Annotated in this window: 19 protein-coding genes; 2 read left to right on the top strand and 17 right to left on the bottom strand. The window is 67.1% G+C overall.

The features are described from left to right. Window positions 1-154: 154 nt before the first annotated feature. From E3U26_RS16345 to E3U26_RS16295, 11 genes are all read right to left on the bottom strand, one after another. Entirely contained in the window at window positions 155-895 is a 741-nt protein-coding gene (locus E3U26_RS16345) for an SDR family NAD(P)-dependent oxidoreductase (RefSeq protein ID WP_499106034.1), read from the bottom strand. A gap of 4 nt (window positions 896-899) precedes the next feature. Then, a complete protein-coding gene (locus E3U26_RS16340) occupies window positions 900-1,652 on the bottom strand; it encodes an SDR family NAD(P)-dependent oxidoreductase (RefSeq protein ID WP_499106033.1) in 753 nt (250 codons plus the stop codon). Continuing rightward, window positions 1,649-2,680 (bottom strand): proline racemase family protein, encoded by a 1,032-nt coding sequence (locus E3U26_RS16335; RefSeq protein WP_499106032.1) that lies wholly within the window; start codon window positions 2,678-2,680, stop codon window positions 1,649-1,651. The genes E3U26_RS16340 and E3U26_RS16335 overlap by 4 nt, the downstream gene beginning before the upstream one ends. Next, window positions 2,677-4,146 carry an aldehyde dehydrogenase family protein gene (locus E3U26_RS16330; protein WP_499106031.1) on the bottom strand — a complete coding sequence of 490 codons (1,470 nt, stop codon included), beginning with the start codon at window positions 4,144-4,146 and terminating at the stop codon, window positions 2,677-2,679. Before E3U26_RS16330 ends, E3U26_RS16335 begins: the two co-directional genes overlap by 4 nt. 8 nt (window positions 4,147-4,154) lie before the next feature. Beyond that, entirely contained in the window at window positions 4,155-4,853 is a 699-nt protein-coding gene (locus E3U26_RS16325; RefSeq protein WP_499106030.1) for a Rossmann-fold NAD(P)-binding domain-containing protein, read from the bottom strand. A 12-nt stretch (window positions 4,854-4,865) separates the two neighbouring features. Then, the gene (locus E3U26_RS16320; RefSeq protein ID WP_499106029.1) at window positions 4,866-6,098 is read right to left on the bottom strand and encodes an NAD(P)/FAD-dependent oxidoreductase; all 1,233 of its coding nucleotides are present in this window, start codon (window positions 6,096-6,098) and stop codon (window positions 4,866-4,868) included. 63 nt (window positions 6,099-6,161) lie between these two features. Beyond that, window positions 6,162-7,040: a dihydrodipicolinate synthase family protein gene (locus E3U26_RS16315; RefSeq protein WP_499106028.1), complete on the bottom strand. Its 879-nt coding sequence runs from the start codon at window positions 7,038-7,040 to the stop codon at window positions 6,162-6,164. A 24-nt stretch (window positions 7,041-7,064) separates the two neighbouring features. Continuing rightward, window positions 7,065-7,730 carry an amino acid ABC transporter permease gene (locus tag E3U26_RS16310; protein WP_499106360.1) on the bottom strand — a complete coding sequence of 222 codons (666 nt, stop codon included), beginning with the start codon at window positions 7,728-7,730 and terminating at the stop codon, window positions 7,065-7,067. Window positions 7,731-7,748: 18 nt separating this feature from the next. Then, window positions 7,749-8,411, bottom strand: coding sequence for an amino acid ABC transporter permease (locus E3U26_RS16305; RefSeq protein WP_072461298.1), 663 nt, complete (start codon window positions 8,409-8,411; stop codon window positions 7,749-7,751). Between the two features lie 8 nt (window positions 8,412-8,419). Continuing rightward, window positions 8,420-9,187: an amino acid ABC transporter ATP-binding protein gene (locus E3U26_RS16300; RefSeq protein WP_140847392.1), complete on the bottom strand. Its 768-nt coding sequence runs from the start codon at window positions 9,185-9,187 to the stop codon at window positions 8,420-8,422. A 95-nt stretch (window positions 9,188-9,282) separates the two neighbouring features. Then, window positions 9,283-10,110 (bottom strand): substrate-binding periplasmic protein, encoded by an 828-nt coding sequence (locus E3U26_RS16295; protein WP_499106027.1) that lies wholly within the window; start codon window positions 10,108-10,110, stop codon window positions 9,283-9,285. Window positions 10,111-10,293: 183 nt separating this feature from the next. Between E3U26_RS16295 and E3U26_RS16290 the strand changes: the two genes are divergently transcribed. Further along, entirely contained in the window at window positions 10,294-11,001 is a 708-nt protein-coding gene (locus tag E3U26_RS16290; protein WP_499106025.1) for a GntR family transcriptional regulator, read from the top strand. Window positions 11,002-11,055: 54 nt separating this feature from the next. Here E3U26_RS16290 and E3U26_RS16285 read toward each other — a convergent pair whose 3' ends face one another. Genes E3U26_RS16285 through E3U26_RS16260 form a run of 6 tightly spaced genes read right to left on the bottom strand, consistent with a single transcriptional unit; the run spans window position 11,056 to window position 16,948 of the window. Next, on the bottom strand, window positions 11,056-11,844 hold the full coding sequence (locus E3U26_RS16285) for a shikimate dehydrogenase family protein (protein WP_036758010.1): 789 nt from the start codon (window positions 11,842-11,844) through the stop codon (window positions 11,056-11,058). Window positions 11,845-11,889: 45 nt separating this feature from the next. Further along, window positions 11,890-13,236, bottom strand: coding sequence for an aspartate aminotransferase family protein (locus tag E3U26_RS16280; protein WP_499106024.1), 1,347 nt, complete (start codon window positions 13,234-13,236; stop codon window positions 11,890-11,892). Continuing rightward, a complete protein-coding gene (locus tag E3U26_RS16275) occupies window positions 13,233-14,321 on the bottom strand; it encodes an aminotransferase class III-fold pyridoxal phosphate-dependent enzyme (protein WP_499106023.1) in 1,089 nt (362 codons plus the stop codon). The genes E3U26_RS16280 and E3U26_RS16275 overlap by 4 nt, the downstream gene beginning before the upstream one ends. Before the next feature lie 50 nt (window positions 14,322-14,371). Beyond that, entirely contained in the window at window positions 14,372-15,163 is a 792-nt protein-coding gene (locus E3U26_RS16270) for an ABC transporter permease (RefSeq protein WP_072461304.1), read from the bottom strand. Then, window positions 15,160-15,948 (bottom strand): ABC transporter ATP-binding protein, encoded by a 789-nt coding sequence (locus tag E3U26_RS16265; RefSeq protein WP_175562312.1) that lies wholly within the window; start codon window positions 15,946-15,948, stop codon window positions 15,160-15,162. The genes E3U26_RS16270 and E3U26_RS16265 overlap by 4 nt, the downstream gene beginning before the upstream one ends. Before the next feature lie 19 nt (window positions 15,949-15,967). Then, window positions 15,968-16,948: an ABC transporter substrate-binding protein gene (locus E3U26_RS16260; RefSeq protein ID WP_499106022.1), complete on the bottom strand. Its 981-nt coding sequence runs from the start codon at window positions 16,946-16,948 to the stop codon at window positions 15,968-15,970. A gap of 221 nt (window positions 16,949-17,169) precedes the next feature. Here E3U26_RS16260 and E3U26_RS16255 point away from each other — a divergent pair, with 221 nt between their 5' ends. Next, window positions 17,170-19,254, top strand: coding sequence for a hydantoinase/oxoprolinase family protein (locus E3U26_RS16255; protein WP_499106021.1), 2,085 nt, complete (start codon window positions 17,170-17,172; stop codon window positions 19,252-19,254).

Here is a 19,254-nt window from a genome sequence, read left to right as displayed (position 1 = left end):
CATGGATGCCGGCCCGCATCGGCCCGGTCGGCTTGTTCGGTTTCCCCGCTGCCAGGACGGGAAACCCGCAAGCCTTGGTTCCAGTTCCGTGCGCGCCGCGGGTTTGCCGCGAATGCCGCCCGCCTGCTGCAAGGGGCCTTGCCCCTGGCGGCCGTCAGGCCACGGCCTGCGCGCCGGTGATCTCGACCAGCGAGCCGCACATGAACGCCGCCTCGTCCGAGGCCAGGAAGGCCACGAGCGCCGCCACCTCCTCGGGCTTGCCGATGCGGCCGAAGGGCACCAGGCGGTCCAGGTCGGCGATGGTGCGGCCCGCGCGCCTGACCCCCGCCTCGAGCATGGGCGTGTGGATCTCGCCGGGGCAGACGGCGTTCACGCGGATCTTGTCGGGGGCGTAGTCGCGGGCCAGGTTCTGGGTAAAGCTCGCCACCGCCGCCTTGGTCACGTTATAGGCGATGTGGTTCGGCGCCGGGTGCAGCCCCCATTGCGAGGCGGTGTTGACGATGGCGCCGCCGCCGGCCGCGATCATATGCGGCAGGGCGGCCTGGCACAGGTGGAACATCGCATCGACGTTGATGGCGAAGGACAGCCGCCAGTCCTCGGGCGTCAGCGCCAGCAGGTTGCCGCGCCGGTTGATGCCGGCATTGTTGCACAGCACGTCGATGGCGCCTTCGGTGGCGATGACGTTTTCGATGATCGCCCGGCAACCCTCGGGCTGCGAGATGTCGCTGGCCAAGGCCCGGCTGCCGGGGATGGCGGCGGCGGTCGCCTGGGCCCCTTCGGCGTTCACGTCGGTGATGACGACGCGGGCGCCCTCGGCGGCGAAGCGCCGCGCGATGGCCGAGCCGATGCCGCCCGCAGCGCCGGTGGCGATGACGGTTTTGTCCTTGAAGCGCATGGTTTTACCTCAGATAGCTGCCGCCGTTTATATCCAGAACCGCACCGTTCAGCGATGCCTGCGAGGGACGGAAGGCAAAGGCGGCGAGTTCGCCGATCTCCTCGGGCGCGGCCATCCGGCCGATGGGGATGCCGGCCAGCGCCGCTGCCTCGCCGTGCCGGGCGACATAAGCCTCGGCCATGTCGGTGCGCACCCAGCCCGGCGCCAGCGCGACAGCGGTCACGCCTTCGTGGCCATGGCTTTGCGCGATGGATTTGGTCAGGTTGATCAGCGCGGCCTTGGAGGCGCCATAGGCCATGGCATTCGAGGCATAGCCGCGCTGGCCGGCGCGGCTCGCCATGTTGAGGATGCGCCCGCCGCCATTGTCGCGAAAGTGCGGGATCGCCAGCTTCGACAGGTCCACGGCCGACAGGAAGTTCACCCGCATCTCGCGCGCCCAGACCCGCTGCCATTCGTCCATCGGCGCATCGACCGCGACCTCGGAACGGATGCCGGCATTGTTGACCAGCCCGGTCAGCCGGCCCGCCCCCGCCGCCGCCCGATCCCAAAGCGCCTGCGGCGCGGTGGGGTCGGACAGGTCGGCCGGTAGGCACCAGCCCCGCCCGTCCAGCGCGGCCAGCAGCGCCTCGGCCGCGTCGCGGTTGCGGCCGTAATGGATGACGACCCGCGCGCCTTCGGCGACCAGCGCATGGCAGATCGCCCGGCCGATGGCGCCGGTCGCGCCGGTGACGAGGATGGATTGCCCGGAAAGCGTCATAGCTCACCCACCTGCGGGCCCCAGGTGTCCGACAGGGCAAAGCCCTGGGCAAAGGGATCCTGCGGGTCCAGCCGCAATTGCTGGCGGCCGAAGACATAGCCCTGCCCGGTGATGCGGGGCAGGATGGCGGGGCGGTCGCCGACGGTGGTCTCGCCCAGGATCTCGGCGGTGAAGGTGCCGCCGATGATGCTGCGCGACAGCCGCCTGTCGCCGGTCCTGGCCAGGCCGCGCGCATGCAGCACCGCCAGATTGGCCGACGAGCCGGTGCCGCAGGGCGAGCGGTCCACCCGTCCCGGCTTCAGCGTGGTGCAGGTGACGACCGAGCCGTCCGGCCGGTAGTCGCGGAACATCACATAGGCGATCTCGTCCAGGCTGGGGATCTCGGGGTGCTGGACCGCGACCTGCTCGGCCAAGAGCGCCTTGATCTCGGTCCCGGCCTCGGCCAGGGCGCGGGCCGCCTCGGGGACGATGCGCAGGCCGACCTGGTCCACGTCGATCTGGGCATAAAAGACGCCGCCGAAGGCGATGTCGGCTCGGATCGTGCCCCATTGCGGGGTCGAGACCGGGGCGTCGAGCTGCTGGACGAAGGCCGGCACGTTGTCGAGGCTGACCGACAGGCAGCGCCCGTTCTCGCATTGCGCGCGTGCCAGGATCAGCCCGGCGGCGGTGTCGAGCCGCACCACGGTTTCCGGCTCGACCATCTTCACCCGCCCGGTTTCCAGCAGCGCCGTCACCACGCAGATGCAGTTCGAGCCCGACATGGGGTGGGCGCGATCCGGTTGCAGCACGATGAAGCCCGCATCGGCATCGGGTCGCGTCGGCGCCAGCAGCAGGTTGGTGGTATGGACCACCTGCGCGCGGGGCTCGCGCGTCAGGAACAGCCGCAGCGAAGGGTCCACATGATTGAGGTGGTTCATCTTGTCGAGGATGGTGGCGCCCGGAATCTCGGGCGCGCCGCCGACCAGCACGTTGCCGCTTTCGCCCTGGCAATGCACCAGCAGGATGTCGAGGGATTTCTCGAAGCTCATTTCAGATACCACCCCCAGGGTTCCTTGCTGACAAAGCTGGTGATCTGCTTGGTTTCCAGATAGTTATCCAGGCCCCAGCGGCCCAGTTCGCGGCCGATGCCGGATTGCTTGTAGCCGCCCCAGGGCGCCTCGGTGAAGGTGGGCTGGCTGCAGTTGATCCAGACGATGCCGGCGCGGAAGGCGCGGGCGACGCGCTCGCAGCGCGTCTCGTCGGCGGACATCACCGCGGCGGCCAGGCCGAAGCGCGAGTCGTTGGCCAGCCGGATCGCCTCGTCCTCGGTGTCGAAGGGGCGGATGCAGACGACGGGACCGAAGATCTCCTCGACCCAGGCGTCGCTGTCCAGGGCCGTGTCGGTCAGGATGGTGGGCGCGACCCAGAAGCCCTTGTCGAAGCCGTCATGCCGGCCGCCACAGGCGACGGTGGCGCCTTGTTCGACGGCGCGGTCGATATGGCGCAGGACGTCCTCATACTGGCTCTTGTTGACCAGCGGGCCGAGCAGCGTGCCCTCGTCCAGGCCGTTGCCGATGCGGATCTTCTGCGCTTCCTCGACCAGCCGCTCCAGCAGGCGGGGATAAAGCGGCGCCTCGACCAGCACGCGCGAGGTGGCCGAGCAGACCTGGCCCTGGTTCCAGAAGATGCCGAACATGATCCATTCGACCGCCTTTTCGATCTCGCTGTCGGCGAAGACGACAAAGGGCGACTTGCCGCCCAGCTCCAGGCTGATGCGCTTGATGTCGCGGGCGCCCGTCGCCATGATCCGCGAGCCGACCGGGCCCGAGCCGGTGAAGGCCACCTTGTCGACCTGCGGATGCTCGACCAGCGCCTGGCCCACGACCGAGCCCTTGCCGGACAGGATGTTCAGCACCCCCTTGGGCAGGCCCGCCGCCTCGGCGATGGCACCCAGTTCCAGCGCGGTCAGCGAGGTGGTCTCGGCCGGCTTCAGGATCATGGTGCAGCCTGCCGCCAGCGCCGGGGCGACCTTCCACGAGGCCATGAGCAGCGGATAGTTCCAGGGCACGATGGCGACCGCGACGCCCAACGGCTCGCGCACCGCCTTTGCGGTGAAGCGGTCGTCGGCCAGCGCGATCTCCTCGACCTCGCCGTCCAGTTCCTCGGCCAGATCGGCGTAGAAGTCGAAGCAGCCGGCCGCATCCGACAGATCCCATTCGGATTCGGGCAGCGGCTTGCCGTTGTCGCGCGTCTCCATATGCGCCAGTTCCGGCAGCCGGTCGCGGATGCCCTGGGCGATGGCGCGCAGGTATTTCGCGCGCTCGGCGCCGGTCAGGCGCGGCCAGGGGCCGTTGTCGAACGCCTCGCGCGCGGCGGCGACGGCGGCCTCGGCATCGGGGGCGGTGGCGGCGGGGATGTGATGGAACACTTCCTCGGTCGCCGGGTCGATGACCGGCAGCGTCCCGCCTTCGGCCGGGGCCACCCATTCGCCGTTGATATAAAGTCTGGTCTGCATCTTGTTCCTCACATGTGCCGGGTCAGACCGCCATCGACCCGAAGGCTTTGGCCGGTGATGTAGCTTGAATCGTCGGTCAGCAGGAAAGCGGCGGCCTTGGCCTGTTCCTCGACCTTGCCGATGCGCTTGAGCGCCGTCAGATCGCCGAATTTCCCGACGTCCAGGCTGTCGGTGAAGCCGGGCAGCAGGCAGTTCATGCGGATGTTGTCCGGGCCGTAGCGGTCGGAATAAAGCTTGGTGAAGGACGACACCCCGGCGCGATAGACGCAGGAGGCCGGGAACCACAGCGAGGGCTCGAAGGCCGCATAGGTGGTGATGTTGACGATGGCGCCGCCCCCCTGCGCCTGCATGATCGGCGTCACCAGCCGCGCCATGCGGACGACCGACTTCACGATCATGTCGTTGGCGAGATCCCAGTTTTCATCCGTGATCTCAAGCAGGTCGCCTTTCGGCGGATGGCCGGTGTGGTTCAGAACCGCGTCGATGCGGCCATAGCTGGACATCGCCAGATCGACGATGCCCTTGAGGTCGTCGGCGCTTTGCGCGACCCCGCGCCGGGCCACGCCGTCCAGTTCCGCCGCCAGCGTCTCGCAGCTGTCCGAGGGCGACATCAGCGCCAGCCGGTAGCCGCGAGCATGCATCTCGCGCGCCACCGCGGCGCCCATGCCGCGGCCGCCGCCGGTGATCAGACAAACCTTCTGGGTCATGGGAACTCCCTTTCAGAAACGGTCGATGCGATAGGGGCGCATGTCGATGGGCGGGGGCGCCCCGGTGATCAGGTCGCCCATCAGCCTTGCATTGGTCGCGGCATAGGTCACGCCCAGGTGGCCGTGGCCGGTGGCGTAGAACACGCCCGGCACCCTGGCCGAGGCCGACATGACCGGCACGGTATCGGGGAAGGCCGGCCGGTGGCCCATCCATTCGGTGAAATCCTCGCAAGCCAGGTTCGGCAGCGCCTCGCGCGCACGCTTCACGGTGATCTTGCTGCGCCGATAGTCGGGGGCTGCGTCCAGCCCCGCCATCTCGACCGTGCCGCCGACGCGGATGCCGCCCGCGGTGGGCGTGACCATGAAGGCGCGGGCGGGCCAGATGATCGAATGCCGCATGGCGATGCCGGGCGCCATGATCTGGGTGTGATAGCCGCGCTCGGTCTCCAGCGGCATCGGCTCGCCCAGCAGTTTCGACAGCCGCGCGCTATGGGCGCCGGCGCAGATCACCACCTCGGCGGCAGGGATGGTGCGGCCGTCCGCCAGCCGCACCGCGGTGACGCGGTCGCTGCGGTCGAAGCCCGCGACCTCGCCCCGCTCGATGCGCCCGCCCAAGGCGGCGAAGCGGTCGGCAAGGGCCACGACCAGCCGATACGGGTCGCGCAGGCTGCGGTTCTGCGGAAACAGCACGGCGATGCCGATGCTGTCCGACAGTTCCGGCTCCAGTTCGCGCGCCTCGGCGCCGGTCAGGCGTTGGTGCGGAAAGCCGAAGCGTTCGAGGATCTCGATATGCTCGCGGTCGGCGCGGAAATCGGCCTCGTCGCTGTAAAGCGACAGGCAGCCTTCCTCGGTCAGCTCGCCGATCAGCCCGGTCTCGTGCAAAAGCGGCAAGAGGTCGTCATAGACGCGCAAGCACAGCGCCGCGCCCTGCGCCTCAAGGGCGCGCAGCTTCGAGGGGCGCGAGGCGGCGACGAAGCGGGCGAACCAGGGCACCAGCCTGGGCATGTAGGAGGGGCGGATGCGGACCGGACCTTCGGGGTCCAGCATCCAGCCGGGGATCTGCCGCCAGACCGAGGGGCGCGACGCGGGCATGAATTCCGTCACCGCGATCGAGGCCATGTTGCCATAGGAGGCGCCGCGCCCGACCTCGCCCTTGTCCAGCAGGACGACCTGCCGGCCGCGCTTTTGCAGCTCATAGGCCAGGCTGGTCCCGATGATGCCGGCGCCGACAACCACGGTGGTCATGCTGTGTCCCTCTCCCTTGATCTCGTGGCGGCCGGGCGGTGCTCGTCGCCCGGCCAGGTTGGCTTACCAGTTCAGGATCGGCTCCATCGCGGCGCGGAAATCGGCCTTTTCCTGGTCGGTCAGCGGACCCAGCGGCGCGCGGCATTCGCCGACCGGCATCCCCTGGATCTCGCAGCCGTATTTCAGCTTCTGCACGAACTTGCCCGATTCCAGGATGTTCATGGCAGTATAAAGCGTCGCCATCTGTTCGCGCGCCTTGTCGAGATCGCCCGAGCGATAGCTGCGGTCCAGGTCGCAGACCGCCCTGGCCATGCAGTTGGCCGGGCCGCAGATCCAGGCGTCGGCGCCCCAGAACATGAAGTCCAGCGCGATGTCGTCCGAGCCCGAGACCAGCTGAATGCGGTCCTTGTAGCGGGTGGCGATGCCGATGGCGCGCTGCAGCGAGCCCGAGCTTTCCTTGATGCCGATGACGCGCGGATCGTCGGCCAGCGCGTCCAGCACCTCCCAGCCCAGCTCGATGCCGTCCTTGTCGGGATAGCTGTAAAGCACGATGGGCATGTCGGTGGCGTCCAGCACCGCCTGGAAATGCCGGATCAGCTCGGCCTGGGTCGGCTTGGTGTAGAAGGGCGTTGCCAGCAGCACGGCATCATAGCCCATTTCCTTGGCGCGCAGCGTATTGGCGATGACGCCGGCGGTCGAGGGGGCGTTGGTGCCGGCGATCAGGATCTCGCCCGGCTTGGCGAAATTCTTCACGAATTGCAGCACGCTGTCGCGTTCTTCATCCGACATGAAGTTGTATTCGCCCGACGAGCCGCAGGGCACCCAACCCGAGACGCCGGCTTCGCGCAGGTTGGTCAGCAGTTTCTCGAAAGCGGCGAAGTCGATCTTGCCGGCCGCATCGAAGGGCGTGACCAGCGCGGGCATGACACCTTGCAGTTTCATGGCGTTTCCTTTCTTTCCAGATAATTATGCAGAGAATTTGCGAAGCAGCTTCTGCTCGACCACGGTGACGGCTCGCGTCAGGGGGAAGGCGATGACGAAGTAGATGGCGGCGACCACGGTCAGCACCTCGACCGGACGGGCGGTGTTGTTCGAGATGTTCTGGCCGATGAACATCAGGTCGGCCATGCCCACGGCCGAGACCAGCGCGCTTTCCTTGAACAGCGAGACGGCGTTCGACAGCAGCGTCGGCACGGCGCGCAGCACCGCCTGCGGCAGGATCACGTTGACGATCTGCGCCCGGCGCGGCAGGCCAAGCGCCACGCAGGCATCCATCTGCTCGCGCCCCACCGAACGCAGCGAGGCGCGGAAGGTCTCGGAGGTGATCGCGCCCATGTAGAGCGTCAGGGCGATGGTGGCCGAGACGAAGTTCGAGAACTCGACCCCCAGGATCAGCGGCAGGCAGAAGAAGATCCAGAACAGCTGGATCAGCACCGGCGTGCCGCGGAACAGCTCGACATAAAGGCCCAGCAGGCCGCGGGCGACGGCATTGCCGCTGCTGCGCAGCAACCCGATGACGAAGCCCAGCGTGGTGCCCAGGACGATGCACAGCAAGGTCAGCCTGAGCGTCGTCCACAGCCCCAGCGCCAGCGCGTCGGTAAAGCGCAGCAGGATCGAGAAATCCAGTGTCATACCCATGACCCGTCCCCCTTAGGAATAGCTCTGCCGGCGCTCGAGCCAGTTCACGAACTGGCCGACCGGGTAGGAGATGGCGAGATAGATCAGGGCGACGACCGTGAAGGTCTCGATCGGGCGATAGGTGGCCGTGGCCAGCGTCTTGCCCTGATACATCAGGTCGGCCACGCCGACGATGGCGACCAGCGCGCTTTGCTGGAAGATGCCGATGCCGTTGGTCAGCAGCACCGGCACGGAATTGCGCAGGGCCTGCGGCAGCACGATGTTCAGGATCCGCTGCGTCGGCGACAGGCCAAGCGCGATGCCGGCATCCAGATGCTCGCGCGGCACCGCCTGGATCGAGGCGCGATAGGCTTCGGCATTGAAGGCGGTCAGGTTCAGGCCCAGGGCGACGATGCCCATGAAGACCGGGCCCCAGAACACGTTGAAGATCATCGGCACGCAATAGAAGAACCAGACGATCTGCACGATGGCCGGGGTGCAGCGGAAGAATTCCACGAACAGCATCGCGGGAAGCCGCAGGACGGCAAGCTTGCTGGTGGTCAGCAGGGCCAGCGCGAAACCGGCGACGACGCCGATGGCATTGGCGGCCAGCGTCAGTTGCAGCGTCACCCAAAGCCCGTCCATGAGCGGGCCCATGTTCCGGGTCACCGCCCCCAAGTCGAGTGTGTAATCCATGGCGCGCCTCAGGCCTTGATGTGGAAGACGCGGTTGATGAACTCGCGGGTGCGCTCTTCGCGCGGGTCGCCCAGCACCTGTTCGGGCGGGCCGTCCTCGACCACCACGCCGCCGGCGCAGAAGATCACCCGGCTGGCGACGTTCCTGGCGAACCACATGTCATGCGTGACCATCATCATCGGCATGCCGCTTTCCGCGAGTTGCAGGATCACCGCCTCGACCTCGGCCACCAGTTCCGGGTCGAGCGCCGAGGTCACTTCGTCGAACAGCATCAGCTTGGGGTCCAGCATCAGCGCGCGGGCGATGGCGACGCGCTGCTTCTGGCCGCCGGACAGCTGGCTGGGATAGGCGTCGGCCTTGGCGCCCAGGCCGAAGCGTTCCAGGATCTTCTGGCCGCGTTCGCGGGCCGAGGCGCGGCTTTCACCGTGGACCTTGCGCGGGGCGAGGATCAGGTTTTCCATGATGCTGAGGTGCGGGAACAGGGTGTAGTGCTGGAAGACCATGCCGATCTGCTTGCGCAGCTCGGTGTCGATGACGGTCTTGTCGCCCTTGGCCGAGATATAGGGCTTGCCGCCGAAGCGGACCGAGCCGCCCTGGATCTGCTCCAGCCCCATGACCACGCGCAGCAGGGTCGACTTGCCGCCGCCCGAGGGGCCGATCACCACCACCCGCTCGCCCGGCATCATCTGGATGTCCAGGCCCTTGAGAACCTGGATGTTCGGACCATAGCTCTTGTGAAGGTCGCGGATCTCGACCAGCGCAGACCCGTCCCGCATATCCGCCATAAGCCTTACTCCCGAATATGGCTTTTCCGCGAACCGCCGCCTCCCGCGCCGGTTCGTTGAGCAGTTCTTGTCGTGTGGGGCAGGTCTTAGTTCCCGGCCGCGGCCAGGACCTCGTCGGCCGCCTTCGAGATCAGCGCATCGACGGCGCCTGTGGCGACCCTTTCCTCCAGGAAGATGTCCACGACCGCCACGTCCGAGGCGCGCAGGTTCAGCGGCAAGCCGAAGGACACGCCCTGCTTGGCCAGCGCCGGTTCGGGGTTCAGGGCGACCGCCCAGTCCGGGTTCGCCTGGGTGAAGAGCAGGTTGGTGTCCGAGGCGTCCACGATGATGTCGGCGCGGCGTGACTGCACCGCGAGGCGGGTCTCGTCGGCCGAGGGTAGGCGCAGGATGGTCGCGTTCTTGACCGCCGCCGAGATCGCCTTGTCCTGGGCGGTGCCGGACATGACCGCCATGGTGACGCCGGCCACGTCGACATCGGCGACCGAAACCGGGTTCGCGGGGATCTTGGGGTTGTCCTTGTTGTAGACCAGCGAGATCTGGTATTCCATCGCCGGGATCGAGAACTGCACCGCCATGGCGCGCACCGGCGTGCGGTTCAGCGCCAGCGACATGTCCCATTTCCCGGCCTGAAGCCCGGCCACGATATTGTCCCAGGTGGTGTCGATGAACTCGGGCTGCACCTCCAGCACGGCGGCGAATTCGCGGCAGAGATCGGCATAGAAGCCGGAATATTCGCCCGTCGCCGGGTCGCGCATCACATAGGGCGGGGCGACGGCGGCGCCGCAGCGCAGCTTGCCGGCACTTTGAACCTTCTGCCAATAGCCGCCCGCCTCCTGGGCAGGGGCAGCGCCCGCCGAGAGCGCGACGGCCAGGGCCATGATTGTCGCAGGTTTCGAGATTTTCTTCATCAGCATGTCAGTCTCCCGGTGTGTTGGTCTTTGGCTTGTCGTCTCTGCGGCATTCTTTTTGTCAACATTGTGCCGACATGAATCCAGCATGACGACACAATGACGACACGTCAACAAAAACTTTGTGTCGACATCGGCTTTCGCCTGGCCCTATCATCGGGTGCAGAAAACACCGGCAGGAGAACGCGTTTGGCCGACGAAGCTGAGATCAGGCATGCCAAGGGGACGGGCTGGCGCTTTGTCTACCAGACCTTGCACGACGAAATCCTGTCCCTGGTCCTGGAGCCGGGGGCGCTTCTGGACGAGACGACCTTGGCCGAGCGATTCGGCATGTCCCGCTCGCCCATCCGCGAGGCGCTGATCCGGCTGTCGGGCGACGACCTGGTGGTGACGCTGTCGAACCGCTCGACCATCGTGGCGCCGATCGACGTGCTGAGCTTTCCGAAATATGTCGAGGCGCTGGACGTGGCGCAGCGCATGAACACGCGCCTGGCCGCCGAATTGCGCAGCGAGGCCGACCTGAAGGCCATTGCCGCGCGCCAGGCCGAGTTCGAGGCGGCGGTCAAGAACGGCAACCACCTGCTGATGTCCGAGGCGAACAAGCAGTTCCACATGGCCATCGCCAGCGCCGGCCGGAACCTCTATCTGGCCGCCTTCTACGAGCGGCTGCTGAACCAGGGCCGCCGCATGCTGCACCTGCATTTCGACTATATCGAGCGCAGCAACGACAGCTATTTGCTGACGGACGAGCATAGCGAGATGCTGGAGGCGATCCGGGCGCGGGACGTCGAGCGGGCGGATGCGCTGGCCCATGCCCATACCCGGCAATTCCGCGACAACTTCATCGAGTTCATGAAGGAAAACTATTCGCAGAACTTCTCCTTCGTCGGGAAATAGCCGTCCGGCCGGGGGTGACGCCTGGCGGGGGGCTTTGATGCCGCAGAGGCCGGCTCAGAGCCCGAAGAACTCCAGCATCAGCTCAAGCTGGCAGTCGAGCATGGGCGCGCCATGGCGGACCTGGCAGCCCTTGTCCTGCGCGGCGCGCAGCAGCGGGGTTTCGCGCGGCTTCATGATGATGTCGGCGACCAGGATCTCGGGGCGCAACCGGGACAGGTCGACCGGCGCCGGGTCGGTTTCCGGGTGCAGCCCGCAGGGCGAGGCATTGACCAGCAGGTCGACCCCGTCCAGGTCGTTCGGCCCTGCGCTGACGCGCAGCTGCGGATAGCCGGCGGCGATCCTGTCGGCCAGCGATTGCGCGCGGGCCGCGTCGGGGTCATGCACGCGCAACGAGGCCACGCCGCTGCGGGCAAGGCCGAAGGCGATGGCCCGCCCGGCGCCGCCGGCGCCCAGAAGCAACGCCTCGCGCCCCTGGGCATCGGCGCCCCCGCCCAGCAGCCCCTGCAGGAAGCCGCGGCCGTCGAAATTCTCGGCCACCATGGTTCCGTCTGCTTCGCGGCGGACGGTATTCGCGGCCCCCAGCTCCTGCGCCTCGGCGCCGACGCGATCGGCCAGTTCAAGCGCCTGTTCCTTCAGCGGCACGCTGACCACCATGCCGCCCAGGTTGCGCATCCGCTTCATCGCCTGCCAGGCGGCGGCGAAATCCGCAGGCGCATAGTGGACCGGCACCATGACCGCGTCGATGCCCCGCGCCCTGAACAAGGGGTTCAGGACTTCGGGGGTGCGGACATGGTGGATCGGGTCTGCAAGCATGAAGAAGATCCGGGTGTTGCCGGTGATCATCTGTCCTGTTCCCTTGGGCTCGTCCCTGCCGCCTGCGGCGCTTCGTCAGATCGCGGCCAGCGTGTTGCGCGTCTCGGTCAGCAGCCGGTCCACGTCGCTTTCCGAGAATACCAGCGGCGGACGGATCTTCAGCGTATTGGCGTGATGGCCGGTGGCCGAGATCAGCACCCGCCGCTGCCGCAGGCCGTCGACCACGGCCAGGGCCGTGGCCGAATCCGGTTCCTTGCCGTCCCGGTCCTTGACGAATTCGACCCCGATATAAAGGCCCGCGCCGCGCACGTCGCCGATGCGCCCGTCCTCTTGGGCGATCTCGCGCAAGCCGTCCTGGATCATCGCGCCGATGCGGGCGGCGTTTTCCTGCAGCCTGTCGTCGCGGATCACATCGAAGGTCGCCTGCGCCGCGGCAATGGCCACGGTATTGCCGCCGAAGGTGTTGAAATAGCGCATCTCGCTGCCGAAACGCTCGACCACCTCGCCGCGAACGGCCACCGCCGCGACCGGGAAGCCGTTGCCCATCGGCTTGCCCATGGTGACGATGTCGGGGTGCTGGCCGTGGCGCTGGAACCCCCAGAGCCGGTCGCCCGAGCGGCCGAAGCCCGCCTGCACCTCGTCGGCGATCACGACGCCGCCGGCGGCATGGACGACCTCGGCGATCTGCTGGAGGATGTCGGTCGGATGGGCATAGATCCCGTCCGAGGAGAACAGCGAATCCGCGATGAAGGCGGCGATGCCTTCGCCGCGACGTTCCAGCTCGTCGATCTCGTGCCGGACCTGGCGGGCCAGGAAGGCGCCGATCTCGGAGGGCTCCATGCGATAGGAATCGGGCGCGGGAATGCGGCGCACCCATTGCCCCAGCGGGCTTTTCCTGCCCAGCGAGGGCGACAGGCCCGCCGTCAGGTGCGAGTTGCCGGTATAGGCTTCCGAGGTGATGACGATGCCCTTGCGCCCGGTCTGGTGCATGGCGATGCGCAGCGCTAGGTCGTTCGCCTCGGAGCCGGTGCAGGTGAACATGACATGTTCGATCGGTGCGCCAAAGGTCGGCACGATCTGCTCGGCGAATTCCAGGATGCCGTCCTGCACGTAGCGGGTATGGGTGCAGAGCGTCTGCATCTGCCGATGCACCGCCTCGACCACGCGCGGGTTACAATGGCCGACCGAGACGACGTTGTTGTAGGCGTCCAGATATTCCTTGCCGTCGCGGTCCCACATCTTCGTGCCCTGGGCACGGCTGATCTGCACCGGATCGGCATACATCAGGCGATAGGCCGGGCCCAGCAGGCTGCGGCGCCGGCGGATCAGATCCTGCATCGCCGGATCGAGCCTGTCCATGTCGTCCGGGTCGAAGCCGTTCACCATGCCCACGTTGATCCGGGGCTTGTCCTGCGCATTCATATCCGTGCTTCCTCTGTCTTGCGGGCCGCCTGGCTTGCGGCGCCTGGGGCGAATGTCCGGCTGATCTGGTCCGGCGGCAGGCTGAGGAACTGCCGAAGCTGCTGCCAGCCCTGATGGGTGTTTCGCATGATATAGGGCTCATTATCCGGGAATTGCCGGGCCCGCCATGTCGTGATCAGCGTGCGGGCGATGACGCGGGCCATGACCAGATGCGGCAGGACTTCCAACTCGTCCGGGGTCAGGTCGGCGACCGAGAGATAGCCGGCCAGCAGGTCGCGGCCGCGGTCGAACATCGCCGGCCCGCCCTCGGGTTCGAGATAGGCCAGCAGCGCGGTCGAGAGGTCGATGACGATATGGGTGCGCACGGCATCGCCGAAGTCGATCACCCCGGTGACGAAAGCCGGGTCGCTGCGGTCCACGACCACGTTCGAGCGATTGAAATCGTTGTGCAGCACCTGGCGCCGGCAGGTCCGCAGCTTGCCTTCGATCTGGCGAAAGCGCGCCATCCCTTCGGCCAGCATGGCGTGGTGGTCGGGATCGGTCACGCCGTCCAGCAGGAAGGCGAGCTTCGGCAGGTGCTGGACATCCCATGCGATCTCACGCGCCTCGTGCGGATGCGAAAATCCGGCCATGGCCAACCGCAGCCGGGCAAGCGTGGCACCCAGCCGAAAGCGCTCCTCCGGGGTGGGATCGATCCGGTCCAGCGGCGTGCCCTCCAGATAGGTCAGCATCCGCACCATGCGCGGCTGGCCGTGGCTGTCCGTGACGGTGAAGAAGCCCAGGCCGTCGCGGCTGCGCACCACGCGCGGCACCGGCAGGCCGGGATCGACGCGCGCCAGATGGTCCAGCAGGTCGGTTTGAAGCGACAGCTCGGCCGGATCCTCGTCGGGGTTCGAGAACTTGGCGATGAAGCGTTCCCCCCTGGGCGTGGCCAGCCGGAAGGTGTCGTCCTTTTCGGTGTCCAGGCGTTGCAGGGTGCCGGTCAGGCCGTAATGCGTCTCCAGCACCGCCAGCGCCTCGTCGGCGGGGATCGAGCGGAACGGCGTGGCAAGGCCGCCGGCGCATAGCAGATTGGTTGAGGACATGGGATGTCTTTCGGATCGGCTGGGAAAAGGGGGCTGGACGGCCCCCTGGCTCAGGCATTGGGCTGGCGTTGCGAGCTGTGCCAGGGCAGGGCGATCCGCTCCATCACGTCGACGGCATAGAACAGGATCGTCCCCATTACTCCCAAGAGCACCAGCGAGACGAAGACGCGCGTGGTGTCGAACTGGCCCTGTGCGGTCAGCACCAGGAAGCCCAGGCCGCGGCCGCCGGCGACGAATTCTCCGACGATGGCGCCGACCAGCGCGAAGGAGATGCCCACTTTCATGCCCGAGAACAGCGAGGGCAGGGCGTTCGGCACCCGGATCTTGTAGATGATGTCGAATTTCGAGGCCCGCGTCGCCTTGGCGAGGTTCAGCATGTCGGGATCGACCGAGCGCAGGCCCAGGACGGTGTTGATGACGATGGGAAAGATCGCCAGCATCACCGCCACCGCCAGTTGCGAGGATACGCCGGTGCCCAGCCAGATCACGAACAGCGGCGCCAGCGCCACCTTGGGCACCGAGTTGATGGCGATGAGCAGGGTGTAGACCGTGCGCTCGAGGAATTTCGACTGCACGATGCCGACGGCCATGATCACGCCCAGCACCACCGAGATGACGAAGGCCAGGCCCGTGGTCATCAGCGTATAAAGCATGTTGCGGATGAACACCCAGGGGCTTTGCATGAAGGCCGCCCAGATCGCCGAGGGCGCGGGCAGGATGATGGCCGGCGGATTGAACAGCCGCACCCCCAGTTCCCACAGCAGGATCGTTCCCAGCAGCACCAGGACGATGTCGAGCGAGCGATTGTCCCGCATGATTTTCGCGATGAGGCTGTCTTTCATTCCTTGAGCACTCCCAATTCGGCGAAATGATGGCGGATACGCTGGGCATAGACGCCGAAGGCATCGGATTCGCGCACCGACAGCGGGCGCGGCCGGGGCAGGTCCACGTCGAAGACATCGACGATGCGGCCCGGCCCGCGCGACATCATCACCACGCGGTCGGCCAGAAAGACCGCCTCGGAGATCGAATGGGTGATGAAGATCACCGTCTTGCTGGTCTCCTGCCACATGCGGGCCAGCTCGACGTTCAGGTCGTCGCGGGTCATCGCGTCCAGCGCGCCGAAGGGCTCGTCCATCAGCAGCAGGTCGGGATCGCACAGCAGCGCCCGGCAGATCGAGGCGCGCTGCCGCATGCCGCCCGACAGCTCCCAAGGATGGCGCTTTTCATAGCCCTTGAGCCCGAAACGTTCCAGCAGCTGCAAGGCGCGGTCGCGGTATTGCTCGCGCGGGTGGCCTAGGAATTCGGCCTGCAACAGCACGTTGTCCAGGATGGTGCGCCAGTCCAGCAGGACGTCGCGCTGGAACACCACGCCCATGCGGTCCGGCGGCCCGGCCAGCGGCTTGCCGGAAACGGTGATGCCGCCCGAGGTGATGTCTTCCAGCCCGGCAAGGCATTTCAGCAGCGTGCTCTTGCCGCAGCCGCTGGGCCCGACGATGCTGAGGAACTCGCCCGGACGCACGTCCAGGTTGATGTCGCTGAGCGCGACGACGGGCCCGTGCTGCGAGGGGTAGGTCTTGCCCGCCCCCTTGATGCGCAGATAGGTGTCGGGGGTGGTGCCGGCCATCATGTTCATGCCCACCGCCTCATTCCTGGATCAGGTCGTTGGTGAAATAGTCGGCGACCTGCCAGCCGGGATTGACCACGCCGGCACGCTCCATGCCCTTCAGCGCGGCTTCCCAATCCTCGTCCGCCTGCCAGCCCAGCGGCTTGCCCTGGGTCGCGGGCGTGTCGAAATATTCCACGGTCAGGCGGATCTGTTCGCGCAGCACGTCCGGGTTCAGCATGGCATCGGGACGCTGGGCCTGCATCGCCTCGACGCCCAGGTCGGGATTTTTGGCGATTTCCGCCCAGGCGCGCTGCTGGACCGCGACCAGCTTCTCCAGCGCCTCCGCCCGGTTGGCGATCGTGTCGTCCGAGGCGACCAGGCCGTAGCTGGGAAAGAACAGGTCGGCCGAATCCGAGGTCAGGCATTTCGACGGCCGCTGCGCCTCGGCCAACGGCAGGGCCGAGGCGACGGTGGACATCATCCCGTCCGCCCGCCCCGAGGTATAGGTGCCCCACAAGGCCGAGGCATCGACGAACTCGATGGGGGTGTTGTTGCGATCCAGCCCGCCGGCGGCCAGGAAGGTGTCGATATAGGGCGCCCAGGGGCTGGCGGCGAAGACGACGATCTTCTTGCCCTTGAGATCCGCGATCTGCTCGACCGGCGCATCCTTGTCGACCAGCACGCAAAGATCGGTGCGGCGGTCCCAGCCGGCGATGCCCTTGACCTTGGCGCCGCCCTGGCGCGCCGCCGGGACCAGGCCCAGCTGGATCTGGCCGACATCGACCTGGCCGGCGTTGACCAGCTGCAAGGTATTGCCCGAGCCGCGCCCGTCCTGCACGTCCACATCCAGCCCGGCTTCCTTGAACCAGCCCTGCTGCTGGGCCAGGTGCATGGCGGCATGGCTGCCCCATGGCGAGAAGTCCAGCCGCACGGTCAGTTTGTCCTGCGCCCAGCCGGGCCCGGCCAGGATCAGCAGCGCAGCGGCGGCGGCTGGCGGCAAGATCTGCATCTTTCTCATTCGTCCTCTCCTGTTGTGCGGCCTGCGGCGAATCGCCCGCGGGTGTTCTTGTTTCCAAGATGATTAATAGCACTACTAGTCCAATTGTAATCAAGTTTCTTTAGCGTATCCGGCAAAAAACATCAGTAATATACTGGTATATATAGAATAAAAAATCGCTTGTCGGTTCGGAAACCTGCGTGTTACTAAACTAACCAACTAGTACAACAAGGATGGGAATCATGACGGTTTCAGCGACCAGAACTGCGCGAATCGGCGTCGACATCGGCGGCACCTTCACCGATCTCGTGATGATCGAGGGCGACGGGCGGCTCTATCATGCCAAGGTGCCCTCGACCCCCGCGGCCCCCGAGGAGGCGGTGATCGCCGGCATCTCGGACCTGGTGCGGGATTCGGGCATCTCGGTCGCCGATGTGCGCGAGATCGTGCATGGCACCACCGTCGGCTCGAACACGCTCTTGCAAAAGGTCGGCGCGCGGGCCGGCCTGATCACCACGGCCGGATTCCGCGACGTGCTGGAGATCGGCCGGCTGCGCACGCCGAACATGTTCGACCTGCAATGGGACAAGCCCGCGCCGCTGATCCCGCGCCGGCACCGGCTGGAGGCGCAGGAACGCATCGCCGCCGACGGCACCGTCATCACGCCGCTGGACGAGGCAAGCGTCATCGCCGCCGCCGCCGCCCTGGTCGAGGCGGGGGTGGACTCCATCGCCGTCTGCTTCCTGAACAGCTATCGCAATCCCGTCCATGAACAGCGCGCCGAGGAACTGATCCGCGCGCGCTTCCCCAAGGTCCAGATCACCACCTCGGTCTCGGTCCTGCCCGAGGCCAAGGAATACGAACGCACCAGCACCACGGTCGTGAACGCCTATGTCGGGCCGGTCCTGGCCGCCTATCTGCAGCGCCTGCAGACCGGCATCAGAAGGCTGGGCGTGAATGCGCCGCTGCTGGTCAGCAACTCGAACGGCGCGCTGGCCTCGGCCGAGACCGCCTGCGAGAAGCCGGTGTTCTTCATCTCGTCGGGACGGGCGGCCGGCGCCGTCGGCGGCGCCCGCCTGGGCGAGGCGCTGGCCCAGGAAAACCTGGTCATCTTCGACATGGGCGGCACCACCGCCTCGGCCACGCTGGTCAATGGCGGCGAGTTGAGCCGGGTCAGCGAATACGAGTTCCGCGCCGGGATCTCGACGCCTTCGCGCTTCATCAAGGCCGGGGGCTACATGATGAGCGTGCCGACCGTCGACGTGGCCGAGGTGGGCAGCGGCGCGGGCTCCATCGCCGCGCTGGACAGCGCCGGGCTGATCCGGGTCGGGCCGCTTTCGGCCGGGGCTGATCCGGGGCCGGTCTGCTACGGCCTTGGCGGCGACGCGCCCACGGTGACGGATGCGAACCTGGTGCTGGGCTACCTGCCCGAGGAACTGGCCGGCGGCGCGCGCCACCTGGACAAGGCCGCGTCCGAGGCCGCCATCGCCGCCCGGCTCGGCGACGCGCTTGGCCTTGAGGCGACCGAGGCCGCCCATGGCATCCGCGAGGTGGTGAACGCCAACATGGCCCGCGCCATCCGCGCCGTGACTGTCGAGCGCGGCGTGGACCCGCGCGACTTCACCCTGGTCGCCATCGGCGGCTCGGGCCCCGTGCATGCCGCCGCCATCGCCTCGCTTCTGTCGATGGACAAGCTGCTGATCCCGGCCACGCCTGGCGTCTTTACCGCCATGGGCATGCTTTCGGGCGACATCGAGCGCTATTTCACCGCCCCCATCGGTCGGGTGGTCGAGGATGTGGACCTGCAAGACCTTGCCGCCGCGACCGCGGATCTGCGCCGGCAGGCCATCGCCAACCTGCGCGAGGAGGGCATCCCCGAGGAGGCGATGGAACTGCTGCCCGAGGCGAACATGCGCTTTCGCGGCCAGGAAATGTCGCTGGCGATCCCCTTTGCCGAACCCTTCGATCCGGCCCGCGTGCGCGAGGATTTCCTGGAAACCTATCGTTCGATCTACAGCTATGTGTCGTCCGACGCGGTCGAGGTGGTCGGCATCCGCATGACCGGCCGCGGGCTGCGCCAGGGGCGGCTGGATTTCCGCAAGCTCTCGGCGCCGGATCACGAAGAGGCGGGGCCGGTCTCGCGGCGCAAGGTCTATTTCGGCAAGGATGCCGGCTGGATCGAAACCCCGGTCTATGACCGCACCCGCTCGCCGCGCAAGCTGACCGGCCCGGTCGTCCTGGAATCGAACGACTCGACCGTGGTCGTTCCGCCGGATGCCACGGTCGAGCGCGACGACTTCCTGAACCTTCACATCCGCCTTTCGTAA

This window comes from Paracoccus ferrooxidans (assembly GCF_029909815.1).
GTDB classification, from domain to species: Bacteria; Pseudomonadota; Alphaproteobacteria; order Rhodobacterales; family Rhodobacteraceae; genus Paracoccus; species Paracoccus versutus.
This window is presented reverse-complemented; position numbering and strand designations above follow the sequence as displayed.

Bases quoted from the DNA above. Each gene is read 5' to 3' on its own strand.
- E3U26_RS16345 (WP_499106034.1), bottom strand. From the start codon at position 895: ATGCGCTTCAAGGACAAAACCGTCATCGCCACCGGCGCTGCGGGCGGC.
- E3U26_RS16340 (WP_499106033.1), bottom strand. From the start codon at position 1,652: ATGACGCTTTCCGGGCAATCCATCCTCGTCACCGGCGCGACCGGCGCC.
- E3U26_RS16335 (WP_499106032.1), bottom strand. From the start codon at position 2,680: ATGAGCTTCGAGAAATCCCTCGACATCCTGCTGGTGCATTGCCAGGGC.
- E3U26_RS16330 (WP_499106031.1), bottom strand. From the start codon at position 4,146: ATGCAGACCAGACTTTATATCAACGGCGAATGGGTGGCCCCGGCCGAA.
- E3U26_RS16325 (WP_499106030.1), bottom strand. From the start codon at position 4,853: ATGACCCAGAAGGTTTGTCTGATCACCGGCGGCGGCCGCGGCATGGGC.
- E3U26_RS16320 (WP_499106029.1), bottom strand. From the start codon at position 6,098: ATGACCACCGTGGTTGTCGGCGCCGGCATCATCGGGACCAGCCTGGCC.
- E3U26_RS16315 (WP_499106028.1), bottom strand. From the start codon at position 7,040: ATGAAACTGCAAGGTGTCATGCCCGCGCTGGTCACGCCCTTCGATGCG.
- E3U26_RS16310 (WP_499106360.1), bottom strand. From the start codon at position 7,730: ATGACACTGGATTTCTCGATCCTGCTGCGCTTTACCGACGCGCTGGCG.
- E3U26_RS16305 (WP_072461298.1), bottom strand. From the start codon at position 8,411: ATGGATTACACACTCGACTTGGGGGCGGTGACCCGGAACATGGGCCCG.
- E3U26_RS16300 (WP_140847392.1), bottom strand. From the start codon at position 9,187: ATGCGGGACGGGTCTGCGCTGGTCGAGATCCGCGACCTTCACAAGAGC.
- E3U26_RS16295 (WP_499106027.1), bottom strand. From the start codon at position 10,110: ATGCTGATGAAGAAAATCTCGAAACCTGCGACAATCATGGCCCTGGCC.
- E3U26_RS16285 (WP_036758010.1), bottom strand. From the start codon at position 11,844: ATGATCACCGGCAACACCCGGATCTTCTTCATGCTTGCAGACCCGATC.
- E3U26_RS16280 (WP_499106024.1), bottom strand. From the start codon at position 13,236: ATGAATGCGCAGGACAAGCCCCGGATCAACGTGGGCATGGTGAACGGC.
- E3U26_RS16275 (WP_499106023.1), bottom strand. From the start codon at position 14,321: ATGTCCTCAACCAATCTGCTATGCGCCGGCGGCCTTGCCACGCCGTTC.
- E3U26_RS16270 (WP_072461304.1), bottom strand. From the start codon at position 15,163: ATGAAAGACAGCCTCATCGCGAAAATCATGCGGGACAATCGCTCGCTC.
- E3U26_RS16265 (WP_175562312.1), bottom strand. From the start codon at position 15,948: ATGGCCGGCACCACCCCCGACACCTATCTGCGCATCAAGGGGGCGGGC.
- E3U26_RS16260 (WP_499106022.1), bottom strand. From the start codon at position 16,948: ATGAGAAAGATGCAGATCTTGCCGCCAGCCGCCGCCGCTGCGCTGCTG.
- E3U26_RS16255 (WP_499106021.1), top strand. From the start codon at position 17,170: ATGACGGTTTCAGCGACCAGAACTGCGCGAATCGGCGTCGACATCGGC.